The following is a 19,684-nucleotide window of genomic DNA, read 5'->3' as shown; positions in this document are numbered from 1 at the left end:
TTTTTGCGAAACATTCATGCATCAAATTGTCATACAAAGCGCTATGCTTATCCTCGATATTTTGCGCACCACCACAAGGAGTGGAACATGTCATCTGCACCCACTAATACCCATAAAACGTTTCTGGCGGATCTGGCGCGCCTGGTTGGCCCTTCGCATCTGCTGACCGACCCGGCAAAAACCCAGCGCTACCGCAAAGGCTTCCGCTCCGGTCAGGGCGAGGCGCTGGCGGTTGTCTTTCCCGGCACCCTGCTCGAACTCTGGCGCGTGCTCAACGCCTGCGTCGACGCCGATAAAATTATTCTGATGCAGGCGGCCAACACCGGCCTGACCGAAGGTTCGACCCCCAACGGCAATGATTACGATCGCGAAATCGTGATTATCAGCACCCTGCGCCTGGACAAACTGCATCTGCTGGACAAAGGCGAGCAGGTGCTGGCCTGGCCCGGCACCACCCTCTATTCGCTGGAAAAAGCGCTCAAACCGCTGGGACGCGAACCGCACTCGGTGATCGGCTCGTCATGCATCGGCGCATCGGTGATCGGCGGGATCTGTAACAACTCCGGCGGTTCGCTGGTGCAGCGCGGGCCGGCCTACACCGAGATGTCGCTGTTCGCGCAGATTGACGCCGACGGCAAACTGAAGCTGGTCAACCATCTGGGCATCGATCTGGGCAGTACGCCGGAGCAGATCCTCAGCCGTCTCGACGACGAGCGGATCAGCGATAGCGATGTGCTGCACGACGGCCGCCACGCCCACGATCACGACTATGTCACCCGCGTGCGCGATGTCGATGCCGACACCCCGGCGCGCTACAACGCCGACCCGGACCGCCTGTTCGAATCCTCCGGCTGCGCCGGCAAGCTGGCGGTATTCGCCGTGCGTCTCGATACTTTCCCGGCGGAAAAGCGCCAACAGGTATTTTATATTGGCACCAACCAGCCGCAGGTATTGACCGAGATCCGCCGCCATATCCTCGCCGAGTTCCAGCATCTGCCGGTGGCCGGGGAATATATGCACCGCGATATTTACGATATCGCCGAGAAGTATGGCAAAGACACCTTCCTGATGATCGACAAGCTCGGCACCGACAAAATGCCGTTCTTCTTCACCATGAAGGGGCGCACCGACGCGATGCTGGAGAAAGTCTCGCTGTTTAAGCCGCACTTTACCGACCGCTTTATGCAGAAGCTCGGCCACGTCTTCCCGGCGCATTTACCGGAGCGGATGAAAACCTGGCGTGATAAATATGAACACCATCTGCTGCTGAAGATGGCCGGGGATGGCATCGAAGAAGCGCAGCGCTGGCTGACGGAATACTTCCAGCAAGCCGAGGGGGATTTCTTCGCCTGTACCCCGGAGGAAGGCAGCAAGGCATTTCTGCACCGCTTTGCCGCCGCCGGTGCGGCCATCCGCTATCAGGCGGTGCATGCTGACGAAGTCGAAGATATTCTGGCGCTGGATATCGCCCTGCGCCGCAACGATACCGAGTGGTTCGAACATCTACCGCCGGAGATCGACAGCCAGCTGGTGCATAAGCTCTACTATGGCCACTTTATGTGCCATGTTTTCCATCAGGATTACATCGTCAAGAAAGGGGTCGACGCCCACGCTCTGAAGGAAAAAATGCTGGAATTACTGAAAGCGCGCGGCGCCCAGTACCCGGCGGAGCATAACGTGGGTCATCTGTATGAAGCCCCGGAGAGCCTGCAGCAGTTCTATCGCCAGAACGATCCGACCAACAGCATGAACCCGGGGATTGGTAAAACCAGTAAGCAGAAATACTGGGGCGAAGCGGCCCCGACGCCAGTCTCCCCGGCGGATCCGCAATAATCGACAGCAGGACTATTCAGCCTGGCGCTTCTGTATTACGCTGCACGCCGGAGAATGTTTCTCCGGCAGATTCAGGAGCGCCGCCATGCCCGCAGAGGCCCCGTTACTCGACAGTGATTTAGAAATTCGTGAAGCGCTGCCCGACGATGCGCATGCCATCGCCGCGCTGTATGTCTGGCACGTGCTCAATGGCCGTGCCTCCTTCGAAGAGATCCCCCCTACCGTTGACGAAATGCGTAAACGGATCAAAACCGTCCGCGATAACGGGCTGCCGTGGCTGGTGGCGCTGTGGCGCGGGGCTATCGTCGGCTACTGCTACGCCACCTTCTATCGCCCGCGTCCGGCCTATCGCTACACGCTTGAGGAGTCTATTTACGTTGAGTCCGGAATGGGCGGGCGCGGCATCGGCAGCGCGCTGCTGTCGCGGCTGATCGCTGAATGCGAGAAAGGTCCGTGGCGGCAGATGCTGGCGATCATCGGCGATGGTCATAATAATGCCGGTTCGCTGGCGATCCATAAAAAGTTTGGTTTTACCGTGGCGGGTCAACTGCGCAGCGTCGGCTACAAGATGGGCGACTGGCGGGATACGTTGATTATGCAGCGCGCGCTGGGTGACGGCGACTGGACGCTGCCGGAGTGATCTCCGGCGCCAAATCCCCGGCTCGCGGCGTAAACGCCTTAGCCGGGCTACCGTTCAGCGCGGCTCTGTAGAGGCGCAAGCCGCCATCCGGCACAAATGCGGCACGGTGCCTGATTGCCCGACGGCGCTGCGCTTGCCGGGCCCGGGAAGGGGGCGAACCCGGTGCCAAATCACGTAGCCCGGATAAGGCGCAATGCGCCGCTATCCGGGGAACGTACAGATTAATCGTTCTGCGCGGTCTGCGCGCCGCCTTTCAGCATCGCCTCCGCCATCTGCGCTTCGCGCTGCTTTTTATAGCTCAGCGCCGAGGCGGGTACTGGCATCACCTTCCCGGTCTCAATCCAGGTTCGCAAGCGGCTGGCGTCGGCGAAGTGGGTGTATTTCCCGAAGGCATCCATCACCACCAGCGCCACCGGACGTTGGTTAATCACCGTGCGCATAATCAGGCAGTGGCCGGCAGCGTTAGTGAAGCCGGTTTTAGTCAGCTGGATATTCCAGTTATCGCGATACACCAGATGGTTGGTGTTGCGAAACGGCAGGCTGTAGGCCGGATGGGCGAAGGTAGCGGTCTCTTCTTTAGTGGTGCTCAGCTGGCCAATCAGCGGATACTGCTCGCTGGCGATCAGCAGTTTAGTCAGATCGCGAGCGGTGGAGACGTTGTGTACCGACAGGCCGGTCGGCTCCACATAGCGGGTATGGGTCATGCCCAGCGCCTGGGCTTTGGCGTTCATCGCGCGAATAAAGGCGTCATAGCCGCCCGGGTAATGATGTGCCAGGCTGGCGGCCGCGCGGTTCTCGGAAGACATCAGCGCCAGCAGCAGCATCGTGCGGCGGCTAATTTGACTGTTGAGCCGCACGCGGGAGTAGATCCCCTTCATTTCCGGGGTATGGCTGATATCCACCGTCAGCATCTCATCCATCGGCAGATGGGCATCGAGCACCACCATGGCGGTCATCACTTTGGTGATCGACGCCATCGGGCGCACCAGATCCGGCTGGCTGGCGTAGATAACTTTTTTGGTGGCCAGATCGACGATCATAGCGCTTCCGGAGGCAATGTCGGGCTGCGAAGCGGCAACCGTCGTCGGGGTTTTTGCTAACGCCTGGGGCGCAAAAGGCACAGCCAGCAGCAAAGTCAGGCTGAGCAAAGAGACTCGAAATTTCGGCATCATGGGCATTCTGAAAAGTATTTTTGCACGTTATGGAACGTACGCCGCGAGGTTAAGTGGGCAACATCGCTGGCAAACGCCATCATACCGCGCCGTAAGGCCCTGTGCCTAATAAGAATCGTGAAGAAATGCTGCATTGCCGACACAAAATACATATTTGCCGGCAATGCATATTTACCCGAACTGTCCAATCAGAAGAGTCGGTAGCCATAGCCCCACAGCACCACGGTGATGGCCAGCAGCACTTCCAGCACCAGTACCCCAATGGCCAGCGTTGAACTGGCGAAGCTTAACCCCTCTTCCCGGTTAATGCTCAGGAAGGTGGGGATGCCAAGATAGAGCAGATAGCCCGTGTAAAACAGCGCGATGGTACCGATCAGCGCGCACAGCCAGACCAGCGGATAGAGCGCCACAATCCCGCTCAGAAACAGCGGCGTGGCCACATAGCCGGCAAACACCATGCAGCGTTTCAGCGAAGGCTGTTGCGGATATTGTCTGGCCATCCACCAGATGACCCGCCCCATGATCGCCACCCCGGCCAGCATCACCGCGTAAAACAGCACCGCCAGCGCCAGCCCGGTCAACATCGACAGTTTAATCACCGTGCCATCGCCGAAGTTCCAGCCCAGCTGCGTGGTGCCGATAAAGGCGCAGACCACCGGAACCGCCGCCATCAGCAGCACATGATGCGTATAGTGATGAGAAATGGTTTCATTCTCGCTCTTAATCACGCTCATCTCCCGGTTGGGATGAGCGAAGAGCCCCCAGACATGGTTCATAGCGTCCCCCTTGTCACGGCTTCGTACTGCACTGATCCAAGTATAATTCAGCCTGTAGATTATTTTGTGTACAGCGCGAAAAATCTGCGTCGCCGCGTTTTGGTCAGCAGGGTGTATGATTAAAAGGTGATGAGGTAAGGAGAAAAGCTGTTTATGGATATCAATCACCTGATTTCCCAGTATGGCTACGCGGCGCTGATCGTCGGCAGCATGGCGGAAGGTGAGACCATTACCCTGCTGGGCGGCGTCGCGGCGCATCAGGGGCTACTGAAGTTTCCTCTGGTGGTGATCGCCGTCGCCCTCGGCGGGATGATTGGCGATCAGCTGCTCTATCTGGTCGGCCGCCGCTTTGGCGGGCGCATTTTGCGCCGTTTCGCCAGTCAGAAAGCGCGGATCCGTAAAGCGCAGCGTATGATCCAGCACCGACCGTGGCTGTTTGTCATCGGCACCCGTTTTATGTACGGCTTTCGGGTGATCGGCCCTCTGCTGATCGGCGCCAGCCGCCTGCCGCCGCGCATTTTCCTGCCGCTGAATATTGTCGGAGCGCTGGTGTGGGCCCTGCTGTTTACCACCATTGGCTATCTTGGCGGCGAGGTGGTTGGCCCGTGGCTGCACCATCTGGATGCTCATCTAAAGCACTGGATCTGGCTGATCCTCGCGGTGGTGGTGGTGGTGGCCGCCCACTGGTGGCTCAGGCGGCGCGAGGGTAAGAAAAAGGACTAAGCGGTGCGCCCGCGGGCGCACCGTGGGTAGCGGTTACTTCACCGTCTGGTGGTAACCGCCGCCGAGGGCCGAGGTCAGCTGAATGCTGGCATCAATCCACTGGCCGTGCAGACGCAGCGCGGTAATCCGCTCCTGCAGCGCCGGCAGCTTAGCCATGCTTACCCGCGAGCCAGGGAGGATCCCCGCGTTCATCCGGGCCTGCGCCAGGTCCACCACCCGCTGGGCGTCTTTTTCAACCTGCTGCTGCTGCTGGCTTTTCGCCATTAATGTTTCGACTTGGCTGGCGGTTTTCGCCACCTGGTTAACGGCATCCACCACCGCTTTGTTGTACTGGGCGATCGACAGGCTGTTCTGCGCGCTGGCGATATCCAGATTGGCATTGAGGCGGCCGCTGTCAAAGATCGGCAGCGTCAGCCCGGCGGTGACGCCCATCTGCTGCGCCGAATGGCGGAACAGGTCGCTTAAGTGCAGGGCATCCTGCTGCAGGAACGCCATCAGATTGATGTCCGGATAAAACGCCGCTTTCGCCGCGTCCACTTCGCTGAGCGACGCCTCAATGTACCAGTGGGCGACCTGCAGATCCGGGCGGCGCGCCAGCAGTTCATAGCCGAGAGTGTCAGGCAGCTGCGCGCTGACCGTTGGCAGGCTGGCTGGTTTGAGGTTCAGCGACTGGCTCTGACTGTTAGTCAGGGCCATCAGCCGTGCTTCAATCTCTTTCATCGTGCCTGCTACGTCCGCCAGCTGCTGGTCGGTTTTGCTGACGTTAATATCGTTCTCCGCCCCTTCGGCAGAGTTGGTGATCCCGCGCTGGAACAGCGCCTTATCCACCGTCACAATATTGTTTTGCTCGCTCTTCACCTGCTGCAGCACCGCTTTGATCGCCGCTTCTGTCTGCCACTGCCAGTACAGACGCGCCACGCTGCCGGAAAGCAATTCACGGGTCTGGGCCTGCTCGGCCACCTGGGCTTTCAGCTCGCCGATGCGCGCTTTAACCAGTGCGCGGTTTTTGCCCCACAGGTCCAGATCCCAGCCGGCGGTCAAGCCGAAGGTACCGTTGGTATACCACGGGCCGGTGTTGCCGTCAGTGTCGGTAGCGAACGGTCCCATCAGGCCTTCGGCCGACATGCGCTGGCGTTCAACATCGGCGGAGAAATCCATCTCCGGGCCAAGATTGGCTTGCGACATTCTGGCCTGGGCTTCCGCCAGACGGATCCGCTGTTCGGCAATTTGCATATCCGGCGCGTTGGCTAACGCTCGCTGGATCAGATTATTCAGCTGGGCGTCGTGATAGTCTTTCCACCACTCGGTTTGCGGCCAGCCATTTTTAACGGCGGCAGGGAGTTCCATCGATACATGGGAAGCCGGAATTTGCTGCTGCGGCGAATGAGCAATCTCATGAGATGGCGCGCAGCCAGCCAGCGCGATGGCCAGGGGCAATGCCGCCAGCACGCTTTTATTTAATATCAATTTCATTAGACAGGTCAGATAACTTAATCAGGATAGTTATCATAAATTAATTGAATTTAACGCGTTTAGTAAAGCGTGTGACTAAATTATTAGTTTGCTAAAAATAAACAACCTTACAAATTCAAGGGATGAATATGAGCCAGAATATTTATGACGATCCACACTTCTTTGCCGGTTATGCGACCCTCGATCGCTCGGTGAAGGGGCTGGATGGCGCACCCGAGTGGCCTTCCCTGCAGGCGATGCTGCCGCCGATAACCGGTTTGCGGGTGGTGGATCTCGGCTGCGGCTACGGCTGGTTTTGCCGCTGGGCGCAGCAGCAGGGAGCCAGCCAGATAATTGGTTTTGATCTCTCCCAGCGTATGCTGGCGCAGGCGCGGGAAATGACCCGTGGGGATAAGATTGACTACCGCTGCGCCGATCTGCAAACCCTGACGCTGCCCGCCAACAGCTGCGATCTGGTCTACAGCTCGCTGGCGCTGCATTATTTACCGGACATTGCTCCGCTCTTCGCCACCCTGCATCAGGCACTGGTTCCCGGCGGCATCCTGGTCTTTTCCGCTGAACATCCCATCTATACTGCCCCCTTACAGCAGGGCTGGCGGGTGGATGACCAGGGACAGAAAAGCTGGCCGGTCAGTCACTATCAGCAGGAGGGCGAGCGCGTCAGCAACTGGTTTGCCGAGGGCGTCATTAAACAGCACCGCAAACTCTCAAGCTGGATAAACGCGCTTATCGCCGCTGGTTTTGTGCTGGAGCAGCTGGATGAGTGGGGTCCGAGCACCGAACAGATTGTCCAACAGCCCGCCCTGGATGAAGAGAAAGAACGTCCGATGATCTTTTTATTGCGCGCGCGTAAACCGGGCTAATCCCCCGCCCGACGCTGGTCGGGCGGGCATTCTTTACGCTTTCAGGCTGGCGCCGCGGCTGGCAATCACCTCTTTATACCAGTCAAAGCTCTTCTTCTTACTGCGTGCCAGAGTGCCGGTACCGTCATCATGGCGGTCGACATAGATAAAGCCGTAGCGTTTCGACAGCTCCGCCTTCGAGGCGCTCACCAGGTCAATCGGCCCCCAGCTGGTAAAGCCCATCAGCTCAACGCCATCGTCAATGGCTTCCCGCGCCTGCACCAGATGATCGTTCAGATAGCTGATGCGGTAGTCATCGTTAATACTGCCATCGGCTTCCACCTTATCCTTGGCGCCCAGACCATTTTCCACGATAAACAGCGGTTTCTGATAGCGATCCCACAGCACATTCAGCAGCGTGCGCAGACCCAGCGGGTCTATCTGCCAGCCCCACTCCGAGCTCGCCAGATGCGGGTTCGGCACCATGCTGAGAATATTGCCGCGCGCCTGCTGGTTCAGCGCCTCATCGGCGGTGACGCAGCCGGTCATGTAATAGCTGAAGGAGATAAAATCGACAGTGGTTTTCAGCGCCTCGCGATCGGCATCAGTGATGGTGAGCGTGATGCCGTTGTCGCGGAAAAAGCGCAGCATATAGCCCGGGTATGCGCCGCGCGCCTGTACGTCGCCGAAGAACTGCCAGCTGCGGTTCTCCTGCAGCGTCTCAAACACATCCTCCGGTTTGCAGCTCAGGGGATACATCAGCCCGCCGAGTAGCATATTGCCGATTTTGCCCTCAGGCACCAGCTCATGACAGGCTTTGACCGCCAGCGCGCTGGCCACCAGCTGGTGGTGAATCGCCTGATACACCTCACCTTTACTGCTGCCGGCCGGCAGGCCGACGCCAGTCATCGGGGCATGTAGCGACATATTGATTTCGTTAAAGGTCAGCCACAGTTTGACCTTATTTTTATAGCGGCTGAACACCGTCCTGGCGTAGCGCTCAAAGAAGCCAATCACCTCCCGGCTACCCCAGCCGCCGTAGTTTTTCACCAGCGCCCACGGCATTTCATAATGCGACAGCGTCACCAGCGGGGTGATGTTGTGCTTCGCCATCTCGTCGAATAACTTGTCATAGAAGGCAAGGCCGGCTTCGTTCGGCTCGGCGTCATCGCCGTTGGGGTAGATACGGGTCCAGGCGATGGACACCCGCAGGCAGTTGAAGCCCATCTCGGCAAACAGGGCAATATCTTCCGGGTAGCGATGGTAAAAATCGATCGCCACATCCTTAATACCGCTGTCGCCGGGTACGCGTTCGACCACCTCGCCGAACACGCCGTGCGGCTGCACGTCAGAGGTAGATAAGCCTTTGCCCCCCTCCAGGTATGCCCCTTCCACCTGATTCGCTGCGGTCGCGCCGCCCCATAAAAAATCCGCCGGGAATGTTTTCATCTTTCGCTCCTGTGATTAATGGCTGACTGACAACAGCGGTTGACCGGCTTCGACGGCGCTGGACGCCACCGTATCAATCTCCCGGTAGTCGTCGCTGTTGCTGATAATGATCGGGGTCGCCAGGTCGTAACCGGCATCCAGAATCGCCTGACGATCAAACTCAATCAGCAGATCGCCGGCCTGCACCCTGTCCCCCTCTTTCACGTGCGCGGTAAACGGCACGCCGTCGAGTTTGACCGTGTCGATGCCGACATGGATCAGCAGTTCAATGCCGCTGTCGCTCTGCAGGCCAATGGCGTGTTTAGTCTGAAACAGGGAGGCCACTTCGCCCGAAAATGGCGCAATAACTTTTCCCACCGCCGGGATAATAGCGACCCCTTTACCGAGCAGGCCGCTGGCGAAGGTGCTGTCCGGCACCTGATCGAGGGCGATGACGCTGCCGCTCATCGGCGCCAGAATGTCGTTTGCCGAGGCCGGGGCTACCGCCACGGCACCCTGTGCGGCGGTGGCACGCGGCAGACCGGCGAAGAAGGTCAGCACGCAGGCGAGAACGAAAGCCACGCCGGTGCCGATCAGGCCGCCCCAGACGCTGGCGTCAAACCCGCCGGGTGGGATCATCTGCGCCGGGAAAAAGATATTTGGCAGGCCAAACGAGTAGGCATAACTGTTGCTAAAGGCGGTGATCGCCCCGCCAATCGCCCCGGCGACACAGCCGAAGATAAACGGACGGCGCAGCGGCAGGGTCAGGCCATAGATGGCCGGCTCAGTGATGCCAAACAGCCCGGCAGAGAAGGCTGACCCAGCCAGCACCCGCTGGCGCGCATCACGAGTGGCGAGGAAAATACCGAGCACGGCCCCCACCTGAGCAATCACCGCCGGAAGGATAATGGGCAGCATAGAGTCGTGGCCGAGCACGGTCATGTTATTGATCATCAACGGCACCAGCCCCCAGTGCAGGCCGAAAATAACGCACACCTGCCACATCGCGCCCAGTACCGCGCCCGCCAGCCATGGCGCAAACGCATAAATGATCTGGTAGCCATTGGCCAGCAGATGGCTCAGCCAGGTAGCGACCGGACCAATCACCAGGAAGGTGAGCGGCACCACCACCGCCAGGCAAATCGCCGGGGTGAAGAAGTTTTTCATCGATGACGGCAGCAGCGCGTTGCTCTTGCGCTCCAGCCAGCAGCAGACCCATGAGGCGAGAATAATGGGGATCACTGACGAGCTGTAGTTAATAAAGGTCACCGGAATGCCGAGAAAATGCTCCACCGCCGCGCCCGGCGCCTGGCTGGCCTCAAAGGCCTGAATCATCAGCGGGTGGGTTAACGCCCCGCCAATCACCATCGAGATAAACGGATTACCGCCAAACTTCTTCCCGGCGGTATAGCCAAGAAACAGCGGGAAGAAAAAGAACAGCGCGTCGCTGGCGGCAAACCAGATTTTATAGGTCCCCTGCTCCGGCGTGAGCCAGCCGCAGGTCACCGCCAGCGCCAGCAGTCCTTTCAGCAGACCGGTTGCCGCCATCACGCCGATAAACGGCGTAAAGATGCCGGAGATGATGTCGATAAGCTGGCTTAACACCGAGCCTTTTGCCGCTTTTTCCTCGGCAACCGGTTCGCTGTCGTCGCCTAACCCCGCCTCCTGACGCACCGCCAGCCAGACGTCGTGAACGTGGTTGCCAATCACCACCTGAAACTGGCCACCGCTCTCCACCACCATTATGACGCCCGGATTCATCTTCAGCCCTTCGGCATCGGCTTTGCCGTTATCCTTTAGTTTAAAACGCAGACGTGTCGCACAGTGAACCAGACTCACAATGTTCTCTTTGCCGCCGACGCGGTTGAGAATATCCTGCGCGAGTGCTTTATATTCCATGCTCTTTTCCTTACTGCCGCTGCCCGCAGACAACCGGCGACTGAGTAGTAAAAAATAAAAAAACCCGAGAACCACGCCGGTAGGCGTCGCGCTCAGGTTTTGCCTGCATCATGCAGTAACAATCCAGTTTTGTTGGGGAAACTAACGCCCCTCTTTTCTTACCCGTTCGATATGAATGGCAAGAAACATAATCTCTTCGGTGGTCAGCGCCCGCTGATACTGCTTTTGCAGATGCGTCGCCACCGTTTCCGCACACTTCCACGCTTTGGCGTAGTTATCTTTCACCGCGCTGTGCAGCGAGACGTCGTCATCTTCCACCACCGTGCGGGTCAGCATCCGCTGGGCGAAAAACTTCAGATGGGTGACGAAACGCTGATAGCTCAGCGACTCCTCGTCGTAGTTCAGCTGCAACTGATACTTCACCAGCTGCAGGATCTCCTGCATCACCCGGGTCACGTGCATGACCTCCGGCATTTCGCTGTTGAGCTGCGCCGTCACCAGATGCAGGGCGATAAATCCGGCTTCATCCTCCGCCAGCGCCACGCCGAGCCTTTTGGCAATAATGGCCCTTGCCTCCTGGCCCAGCGCGAACTCCTTCGGATACAGCCGCTTAATCTCCCACAGCAGGACGTTACGCAGTGCGATGCCCTTTTTCTGCCGCTCGATAGCAAAATGACAGTGATCCGTTAACGTGATGTACACACTGTCCTGTAACTTACCCAGCCGCCCGCGGGCCAGCTCAATGATCCGGTCACAGGTGGTCATCACTTCTAACGGTATCTGATTAAGCAGCTCGCCTAAGCGGCCAACCAGCTCATCGCTTTGTAAAGCGAAGACTTTTTCAATTTTACTGTCATCCAGCACGTCGCCCGGGCGTTTCTGAAAGGCCAGCCCTCGCCCCATCACCACCTGTTCGCGCTGGTGCTCGTCAAGAACCACCACCACATTGTTATTAAGTACTTTGGCGATTTGCATATAGACCCCAGAAACAAAAAAACCTGACCCCCGACGAAACGCCAGGTGATCAGGTTTTGCCTGCCGCAGCAGTTGCAATCCAACACCCGCACTGTAACAACTTCTGCTGCGCGCTCAACCTGACAAGTGAAAAAACGTGATTAAGATCGCGACTATCAGAAGGTCACGACGGTTTTCCACTCCACCACCCACGCGTCCTGGGTCTGCGCGACGCCGCCCGGACGGTGCCAGTACTGCAGGCCCGGCTGCAGCTCCAGCCAGGAGACCGGGCGGAAGCGATAATAGAGCTCGCCGTTCAGCGAATGACCGGCGACCGGCTGGTACGCCGGGTCGTTGTAGTCGGTGGCGCCGCTGAGCTGGTTCATATAGCGCTGGTTACGAGCGTAGTGGCTGCTCATGTCGATCCACGTCAGGCCGAAGCCAATCCAGTCCTCCGGGCGGGCGTCAAACAGCCCGCGGTAGCGCATGGAGGCGGCGACGGCGGAGTGGATATAGTTGCTGCGCTGGTCGCTGAGACTGCCGCTCAGCGAGACGCTCATCCCCCGCAGCGGGTCATCGGCGTGGCGGGTAATCTGCTGGTTCAGGCCGGCGTACATAAACCAGGTGCTGTCGTGCTCGGCGTAACCTTGCGGATCGGTCGCCCCGGCGCCGCCGGATTTACCGCTGTAGAGGTCGCTCTGCGGCGCGTTAGTCCAGACAACGCCAAGGTTATAGGCTCCCGGCAGGCCATTAATCAGCGGACGGGTTTCGATCTCCATCGGCAGTAAGATACCTTTGCTGCCTTGCGTCGACCAGCTCCACGCGTGGCTGCGCGCGGTAGCCTGCGGGTTTTGCTCCATCACCCCGCCTTTCAGGGTGACCGTCGGCGTCAGCTTGTATTCCAGGGTGGTGCCCCAGGTGTGAATGTTCCAGTTATTCCAGGTCAGCGAGTTGGCCGATTTACCACCGCACTGGGTCAGCAGCTGAAAATCGCAGGGTATGATCTGGTCGAAGGTTTGCACCTTGTTCATCATGCCGATGCGCCAGGTCAGGCGGCGGTCGTCAAAGCTGCGGGCAAAGGTGAGCCAGCCAAGGCGGGTAATCGACCCGCCGCCCCAGCTCTCCTGCGACAGATCGTTGAAACTCACCCGCGGATCCTGCAGCCGTTTCGTGGTGAGGTTATCATCGTGGTTGCGGTTGACGATGTTGCCTTCGAGTCGGGCGTCCGGTATGCCGGTCCAGCGCTCCAGATCCTGGGTAAAGATCAGCGCCACCTGGTCAATATAGGCCAGGTGTTTATCATGGTCATAACCGCCGCCGGCGTTGTAGGCCATCTCGTTAAGATAGCCGAGATTATAATTAAAGCCGTTCTCTTCGAGGATCGGACGAATGCCCAGCATATCGCCCAACAGCCCTTGCTGCCCGGCTTCAAACCCCAGCACGCTGCCGTTCCACGCCGGCGTTTCCGCGGCGCTCACAGCAGGCACCATTGCCGCCAGCGCCGCGCCGATTAGTAGCTGATTTATTTTTTGATTATGCATTGTGATATCCACCGTGACTGAATAAAAACAAAGGGGATCCCCAGGCTATTTATTTACCTGTTTTCTTTTTTTAAAAATGAATGGCAAGGGGCGTCTATCGGTAATAAAACCGCGACTGCGCCAGAGAAAAGCCTAATTACAACCAATTGTTTTACATCATTATTTTTCCACCATTAAATTTTAGCCAAAAAAAAACCTAAGCACTTTGCGCCACGAATGACGAAAATGCTTAGGTTTTGCCTGGGTTCAGTAGCAATCCTGAATTGATTGACTGCACATTATCACTTTATTCAACCCATGCCTACCAGCAATAGGCAGGCAAGTAATAATATGTGAAGCAAATAACAATATTTTAATAGCGGGCGATCGCCGCCGCTATTTCAGCTGAGGTTTGCAGAGCGCGAATTTCATTAAACAGAGTCAGCGCCTCGGTATATTCCTTGCGTAAATAGCCTAACCACTGCTTAATTCTCGCCACATGATACAGACCGGTGTCGCCCTGCTTTTCCAGGCGGGTATATTTTTGCAACAGCTGAACCACCTGCGGCCACGGCATGCGCGGTTCGTTGTATTTGATCACCCGGCTAAGATTCGGCACGTTAAGCGCCCCGCGGCCAATCATCACCGAATCACAGCCGGTGGCGGCCATGCAATCCTGGGCGCTTTGCCAGTCCCAGATCTCACCGTTGGCGACCACCGGGATAGTCAGACGCTGGCGGATCTCGCCAATCGCCTGCCAGTTGATGCGTTCGGCTTTGTAGCCATCTTCTTTGGTGCGGCCGTGAACCACCAGCTCGCTGGCCCCCGCCTGCTGCACCGCGTCGGCGATTTCGAAGCGCCGTTCGCCGCTATCCCAGCCAAGACGAACTTTCACCGTCACCGGCAGATGATCGGGAACCGCCTCTCGCATGGCTTTCGCGCCTCGATAGATAAGCTCCGGATCTTTCAGCAGCGTCGCCCCGCCGCCGCTGCCGTTTACCAGCTTCGACGGACAACCGCAGTTTAAATCCACCCCCCACGAACCCAGCGCCACCGCGCGGGCGGCGTTTTCCGCCAGCCACTCGGGATATTGTCCCAGCAGCTGGACGCGCACGCGGGTTCCGGACGGGGTGCGGCTGTGGTGACGCAGCTCCGGGCACAGTCTGTAGAACGATTTTACCGGCAGCAGTTGGTCCACCACGCGCAGAAATTCGGTGATGCACAGATCGTAATCGTTAACCTCGGTCAGCAGCTCGCGCACCAGCGAATCGAGCACACCTTCCATCGGCGCCAGTAGAACACGCATATCATTACCCGGAAAAAAAAGAGGCGCTATGGTAGCGCCTCCGGGCGCTGGTTGAAAGTGCTCAATGCAGGGCCTTAACGCGGTTCGAGGCAGTTATCCTCTTTCCAGCCGTAAAGCCATTCGATACCGCGGTAAAATTCATCCTGCGTTTTGCCCTTCCACAACAGATTACGCACCTGCCGCTCGACGCCCGCGGCGTGATAAATCCGCCCCATTTCACGAGTCGACCAGACGATGCGTGCGGTACGCGGAATACGCACCGACTCATACAGCGCGAAGGCGCGAGCGGCATCGCCGTTACACTGCTGCAGCGCTTTACCGATCGTGACCGCATCCTCCAGCGCCATGCAGGCGCCCTGCGCCATATACTGCGCTACCGGATGGGCGGCATCCCCAACCAGGGTAATGCGATCGTTGCCCCACTTCTCAACCGGCTCGCGGTCGGCAGTAGACCAGCGCCGCCAGGAGGTAGGTTTGTCGAGCATCTGCCGCGGGCGCGGATGAATCCCTTTAAAGTAGGAGAGCACCTCCTCTTTGCTGCCGTCCCGCACGCCCCACTCCTCGCTTTCCCGACTGTGGAAGGTGACCACCAGGTTGTACTGTTTGCCGCCGCGTAGCGGATAATGCACCAGATGGCAGTGCGGCCCGGCCCACAGCACCGGCGCGTTAATCCGCAGGTCTTCCGGCATGTCAGCCGCTTCCACCACCGCCCGATATACTACGTGGCCGGTGACCCGCGGCGCATCGCCGAGCAGACTCTGACGCACCACTGACTTCACACCGTCGCAGCCCAGCAGAATATCAGCGGTCCAGCTGTTGCCCTGGTCATCAAAGACCGTCACATCATCGGCGGTCTGGCGAATATCCACCACCTGGGTTGAAGTTCGGTATTCCACGCCGGGATGGGTTAGCGCGGCTTCCCAGACAGTGGCGTGAATATCCACCCGATGGATCACCGCATACGGGCCGCCAAAGTGGTCGCGGAAGGCCTGGCCGGTCTCGATACGCACCACCTCTTCCCCATTCACCGCATCCATCATCGTGATGTGATCGGTAAACACCGCCCGCTGGCGCGCCACGTCGCCGACGCCCAGACTATCCAGTGCCGAAAAGGCATTCGGCCCCAGCTGGATACCAGCACCGATTTCGCCGATTTCATGCGCCTTTTCCAGCAGCATCACTTTGATCCCCTGGCGCGCCAGAGAGAGCGCCGTCGCCGCACCGCCAATGCCGCCGCCGACGATAATTGCTCGCGTCACTTTCGCCATGTTCCCTCCTCCCTAGGCCGGAATTTTGTCTTGTTGATTTTCCGGCGCGGCGGCGATAAAAGCCGGTAGCCGGGTACAGGCGTCGTAAACCGCCTGGCAGCGCGGATAATGGCTCAGATCGCACCCCATTCGCTGCGCATTGGCCCACTGCGGCACCAGGCAGCAGTCGGCGAGCGTCGGCCTATCGCCGACGCAGTAATCACTGGATTTCGCCTGGCGCAGTAACTGCTCCAGCGCGCTCAACCCCTGCTGGATCCAGTGGGCGTACCAGCGCTGTTTCTCCTCTTCGCTGACCTTCAGCTCGTCACTCAGGTAGCGTAACACCCGCATGTTATTAATCGGATGAATATCGCAGGCGATGGCGTAGACCATCTCCAGCACCCGCATCCGCGCCGGATCCTGCAGGGGCAATAGCGGGTTGTGGGGATAATGACGGTCGAGCCAGTCGATTATCGCCAACGACTGGCCCAGCGATTCCCCGTCATCGGTAATGAGCGTTGGCACCAGTCCCACCGGATTCAACCGCCGGTACTCCAGCGCGTTCTGCGCCCCGATGCGGATATTCACCCCAACGCTCTGATAATCGATGCCCTTCAGCGCCAACGCGATGCGCACCCGGTACGAGGCCGAGCTGTTAAAAAAACTGTACAGCTTCATCGCTCACCTCACACTACGCGAACGGCAACAGGCGTCAGTCCGTCGACATTGCCGGTGATCACATCTCCCTTCACCACCGCGCCAACGCCTTCCGGGGTGCCGGTAAAAATCAGATCGCCCGGCTGCAGTTCGAAAAATCCCGAGAGGTAGCTGATGGTTTCATTCACCGACCAGATCAGATGGCGAATATCGCTGCGCTGATGATCCTCGCCATTGACCTGCAGCCAAATTCCGGCCTGATTGACATTCTCGACATCGGCGGCTTTATGCAGCGGCGCGATGGGGGCAGAAAGATCGAAGGCTTTGCCAATTTCCCACGGGCGCCCCATCTGGCGCATCTCCATCTGGCGATCGCGACGGGTCATGTCGAGACCCGTAGCATAGCCCCAGATATATTCCTGCGCCTGCTCCAGCGGGATATCGCGTCCCGCCTTGCCGATGGCGACCACCAGCTCAATCTCGTAGTGATAGTTGTCGGTCTGCGCCGGATACGGTAGATCCAGCGTTTCACCCGCCGCGATCGGGACCACCGCATCCGCCGGTTTGCAGAAGAAGAACGGCGGCTCGCGATCGGGATCGAAGCCCATTTCCCGGGCGTGAGCGGCATAATTACGGCCCACGCAATACACGCGGCGTACCGGGAACTGCGCATCGCTGCCAACGACGGGGATGCTAACGGGAGCCTGGGGAGCAAAAACGTATTGAGTCATGGTGGTTTTCCTTATTATTAATAACGTGCTTCGCGGAACAGGCCTAAGGCCTCCTGTACCGGACGGTCCGAGAAGCTGAATAACACGCACTCTTCACTGGCGTTGAACGACACGCCGTGCCAGGTCGGCACCACGAAGATATCTTTCGCCTGGAAGACGAAGGTTTGTTCGCCAATCGTCACCTGACCGCAGCCTTCCACCACGTGGTAGATGGTGCTGTCGGTGGTTTTCGCCACTCGCGAGCGGAACCCTTTCGGCAACAGTTGCAGGAAAGCGCCCATCGAGGGCATCGGATAGCCGCCGGTGACCGGGTTGACGTAGCGCATCTTGTAGCCGTCCCACTCGTCGGCCTCGCCGAAGCGGGTCAGGTCGTGCAGCGCCTCGCGGCTGCGGTCGTAGCGGTAGTTAAAAATCGGTGAGGAATTTCCCACCTGATGGCGCAGCGGCAGCATGTTGGCCGCGTAGCGCGGCAGATAATCGCCCTCTTTACGCGTCACCGGCTGTTGCTCCTGCGGATAATCTTCAGCAAAACCGCAGCCAAGATAGTTGACCAGCGGCAGGTCGAGACCGTCCAGCCAGATAACCGGTTCCTCCCCCGGATTGCCGTGGTCATGCCAGCGCCACTGCGGCGTGAGAATAAAATCGCCGGGGCTCATGGCCGTGCGCTCGCCATCGACGGCGGTAAACGCCCCATGACCTTCCACAACAAAGCGCAGCGCCGACTGGTTGTGACGATGGCTTGGCGCCACCTCACCCGGCATGATCAGCTGCAGGCCAGCATACAGTGATGAAGTAATCGACGACTGGCCGCGCAGCTGCGGGTTCTCCAGCACCAGTACCCGGCGCACCGCTTCTTTGGCGCCGATGAGCTGTCCGCTCTCCAGCAGCAGCGGGCGAATTTCCTGGTAGTTCCAGTACGCCGGGGCGCAGTTGGCATTTGGCGTTTGCGGAACCAGATGGTGCAGCGATTCCCACAGCGGGGTCAGATTCTGCCCGGAAATCTGTTGGTAGAACCGCTGGCGGTCGCGGCTCGCCTCGGTGGTGAAAGATGTCATTATTCTTCTCCTTACTTATTCACGATGCCGGTAGAGGGCAGCGCGTCGGGTACCGATCCAGAGTGGCGGACCGCCAGCGTCAGCAGGATAAGCATCCCCGCGCTGACCGCAGCCGGAACCGCAATAACGTAAAACAACGTGCTGAAAGAGAGATTCATCGCCATCATCATGCCGCCGGAGAGCGAGCCAACGATGGCGCCGCAGCGGCCGACGGCATTCGACCAGCTGACCCCGGTGGCGCGGCTTTGGGTGGGATAGAGCGTGGCGGTCAACGCATTAAGTCCTACCTGCGAACCACTCACGCCAATCCCGGTGCCGAAAATCGCCAGCGCCATCAGCCACAAGCCGTTTTCGCTTAAGCCAATCATCACGATGCACAGCGCGCCCAGACAGTAGCTCAGCGCCAGCACGCGGAAGGGATTGAAGCGATCCATCAGGACGCCGAGCAGTAAAGCACCCAGCGTGCCGCCCACCTGAAATGCGGCGGTGACCCACGAGGCATGCTGTAGATCGATCCCGCGATGGTTAAGCAGCGTCGGCATCCAGCTGGAAAGCAGGTAGATAATCAGCAGGCTCATAAAGAACACCACCCAGAGCATCAGAGTGATTGCCAGCTGGCGGCCGACAAACAGCTGGCCAATGCTGCCCTTCGGCCCAGCCGCCGGTTCATCCAGCCAGAATTGGGTGTCGGGATAGCGCTCGCCGGTGATGGCACTGACCGTTCTGGCGATGGTGGTCTGCGGCAGCCCACGGCGAACCTGCCAGCGGGGAGATTCCGGTAGCACCCACAGCAGCGCGAGGGCCAGCAGCAGCGGCAGGATCCCGCCCAGAGCCAGAATGCCGTGCCAGCCAATATGCGCCACCAGCTGCGCGCTCACCACGCCCCCCAGCGCCGAACCCAGCGTGAAGCCGCAGAACATCAGGGTCACTAACGCCCCGCGACGGCGGGCCGGCAGATATTCCGAGGTCATGGTAATGGTATTGGGCATCGCCCCGCCCAGCCCCAGGCCTGTGAGGAAACGCAGGATCACCAGCATTTCAAGATTCGTAGAAAATGCGGAGAGCAGGCTGAACAAGCCAAACAGCGCAACGCAGAATTCGATAACCCGTTTGCGACCAAACCGGTCGGAAAGCGGGCCGCAGAGCAGCGCCCCGGCGGTCAGCCCCAGCAGTCCGGCGCCAAAAAGCGGCGCCAGTTCGCCGGCGCTTAACTGCCAGTGAAGACGAATATCGGGGGCAATAAAACCAATCGCAGCGGTATCGAAACCATCGAGCATCACCACCAGGAAACAGCAGATAATCACACGCCACTGCAGGGCGCCAACCGGCGCGGCGTTAAGTAAGGTCTGTAGTTCACGTCGTTGAGCCATAATGATGCCTCAGTGCAGGTCAGGGTAGATGTTGTATTTATTTCTTTTATGTTGCGAT

Annotated in this window: 16 protein-coding genes and 1 pseudogene; 4 read left to right on the top strand and 13 right to left on the bottom strand. The window is 58.8% G+C overall.

The window, feature by feature from the left end; genetic code table 11:
• The first annotated feature begins 87 nt into the window (after window positions 1-87).
• The gene (dld, locus tag LGL98_RS07965; protein ID WP_114692638.1) at window positions 88-1,833 is read left to right on the top strand and encodes a D-lactate dehydrogenase; all 1,746 of its coding nucleotides are present in this window, start codon (window positions 88-90) and stop codon (window positions 1,831-1,833) included.
• Between the two features lie 85 nt (window positions 1,834-1,918).
• Complete coding sequence (locus tag LGL98_RS07960) at window positions 1,919-2,473, top strand: GNAT family N-acetyltransferase (protein ID WP_008804045.1); 555 nt, start codon at window positions 1,919-1,921, stop codon at window positions 2,471-2,473.
• 221 nt (window positions 2,474-2,694) lie between these two features.
• Here LGL98_RS07960 and pbpG read toward each other — a convergent pair whose 3' ends face one another.
• A complete protein-coding gene (gene pbpG / locus LGL98_RS07955) occupies window positions 2,695-3,645 on the bottom strand; it encodes a D-alanyl-D-alanine endopeptidase (protein WP_025713951.1) in 951 nt (316 codons plus the stop codon).
• 188 nt (window positions 3,646-3,833) lie between these two features.
• Window positions 3,834-4,421: a Yip1 family protein gene (locus LGL98_RS07950; protein WP_008804043.1), complete on the bottom strand. Its 588-nt coding sequence runs from the start codon at window positions 4,419-4,421 to the stop codon at window positions 3,834-3,836.
• 153 nt (window positions 4,422-4,574) lie between these two features.
• Here LGL98_RS07950 and LGL98_RS07945 point away from each other — a divergent pair, with 153 nt between their 5' ends.
• Entirely contained in the window at window positions 4,575-5,144 is a 570-nt protein-coding gene (locus tag LGL98_RS07945) for a DedA family protein (RefSeq protein ID WP_032442078.1), read from the top strand.
• Window positions 5,145-5,177: 33 nt separating this feature from the next.
• On the opposite strand, the gene mdtQ is transcribed toward LGL98_RS07945, so the two are convergent.
• Window positions 5,178-6,617: a multidrug resistance outer membrane protein MdtQ gene (gene mdtQ / locus LGL98_RS07940; RefSeq protein WP_032442077.1), complete on the bottom strand. Its 1,440-nt coding sequence runs from the start codon at window positions 6,615-6,617 to the stop codon at window positions 5,178-5,180.
• A gap of 128 nt (window positions 6,618-6,745) precedes the next feature.
• On the opposite strand from mdtQ, the gene LGL98_RS07935 reads away from it, so the two are divergent.
• Complete coding sequence (locus LGL98_RS07935) at window positions 6,746-7,480, top strand: class I SAM-dependent methyltransferase (protein WP_114692639.1); 735 nt, start codon at window positions 6,746-6,748, stop codon at window positions 7,478-7,480.
• 33 nt (window positions 7,481-7,513) lie between these two features.
• Here LGL98_RS07935 and LGL98_RS07930 read toward each other — a convergent pair whose 3' ends face one another.
• The 10 genes and pseudogenes from LGL98_RS07930 to mhbT all read right to left on the bottom strand — a co-directional run bounded on the left by LGL98_RS07930 (window position 7,514) and on the right by mhbT (window position 19,626).
• Complete coding sequence (locus LGL98_RS07930) at window positions 7,514-8,908, bottom strand: glycoside hydrolase family 1 protein (RefSeq protein WP_032442075.1); 1,395 nt, start codon at window positions 8,906-8,908, stop codon at window positions 7,514-7,516.
• A 15-nt stretch (window positions 8,909-8,923) separates the two neighbouring features.
• A pseudogene (gene bglF / locus LGL98_RS07925) lies at window positions 8,924-10,898 on the bottom strand (PTS beta-glucoside transporter subunit IIABC).
• A gap of 29 nt (window positions 10,899-10,927) precedes the next feature.
• Window positions 10,928-11,761 (bottom strand): transcriptional antiterminator BglG, encoded by an 834-nt coding sequence (gene bglG / locus LGL98_RS07920; protein WP_032442073.1) that lies wholly within the window; start codon window positions 11,759-11,761, stop codon window positions 10,928-10,930.
• A 155-nt stretch (window positions 11,762-11,916) separates the two neighbouring features.
• On the bottom strand, window positions 11,917-13,281 hold the full coding sequence (locus LGL98_RS07915) for a carbohydrate porin (RefSeq protein ID WP_136034749.1): 1,365 nt from the start codon (window positions 13,279-13,281) through the stop codon (window positions 11,917-11,919).
• 352 nt (window positions 13,282-13,633) lie between these two features.
• Complete coding sequence (gene dusC / locus LGL98_RS07910) at window positions 13,634-14,566, bottom strand: tRNA dihydrouridine(16) synthase DusC (protein ID WP_136034747.1); 933 nt, start codon at window positions 14,564-14,566, stop codon at window positions 13,634-13,636.
• A 74-nt stretch (window positions 14,567-14,640) separates the two neighbouring features.
• The gene (locus tag LGL98_RS07905; RefSeq protein WP_136034745.1) at window positions 14,641-15,834 is read right to left on the bottom strand and encodes a 3-hydroxybenzoate 6-monooxygenase; all 1,194 of its coding nucleotides are present in this window, start codon (window positions 15,832-15,834) and stop codon (window positions 14,641-14,643) included.
• Window positions 15,835-15,846: 12 nt separating this feature from the next.
• Window positions 15,847-16,491: a maleylacetoacetate isomerase gene (gene maiA, locus LGL98_RS07900; RefSeq protein ID WP_136034743.1), complete on the bottom strand. Its 645-nt coding sequence runs from the start codon at window positions 16,489-16,491 to the stop codon at window positions 15,847-15,849.
• 8 nt (window positions 16,492-16,499) lie between these two features.
• Window positions 16,500-17,201, bottom strand: a complete 702-nt coding sequence (locus LGL98_RS07895; protein ID WP_136034741.1) for a fumarylacetoacetate hydrolase family protein — start codon at window positions 17,199-17,201, stop codon at window positions 16,500-16,502.
• A 17-nt stretch (window positions 17,202-17,218) separates the two neighbouring features.
• Window positions 17,219-18,256 carry a gentisate 1,2-dioxygenase gene (gene gtdA / locus LGL98_RS07890; protein ID WP_136034739.1) on the bottom strand — a complete coding sequence of 346 codons (1,038 nt, stop codon included), beginning with the start codon at window positions 18,254-18,256 and terminating at the stop codon, window positions 17,219-17,221.
• A gap of 11 nt (window positions 18,257-18,267) precedes the next feature.
• Window positions 18,268-19,626 (bottom strand): 3-hydroxybenzoate transporter MhbT, encoded by a 1,359-nt coding sequence (mhbT, locus tag LGL98_RS07885; RefSeq protein WP_136034737.1) that lies wholly within the window; start codon window positions 19,624-19,626, stop codon window positions 18,268-18,270.
• Window positions 19,627-19,684: the final 58 nt, after the last annotated feature.

The organism is Klebsiella africana (assembly GCF_020526085.1).
GTDB lineage: Bacteria > Pseudomonadota > Gammaproteobacteria > Enterobacterales > Enterobacteriaceae > Klebsiella > Klebsiella africana.
The sequence above is the reverse complement of the archived record's forward strand: the minus strand, read 5'-3'. Positions and strand labels throughout refer to the sequence as shown.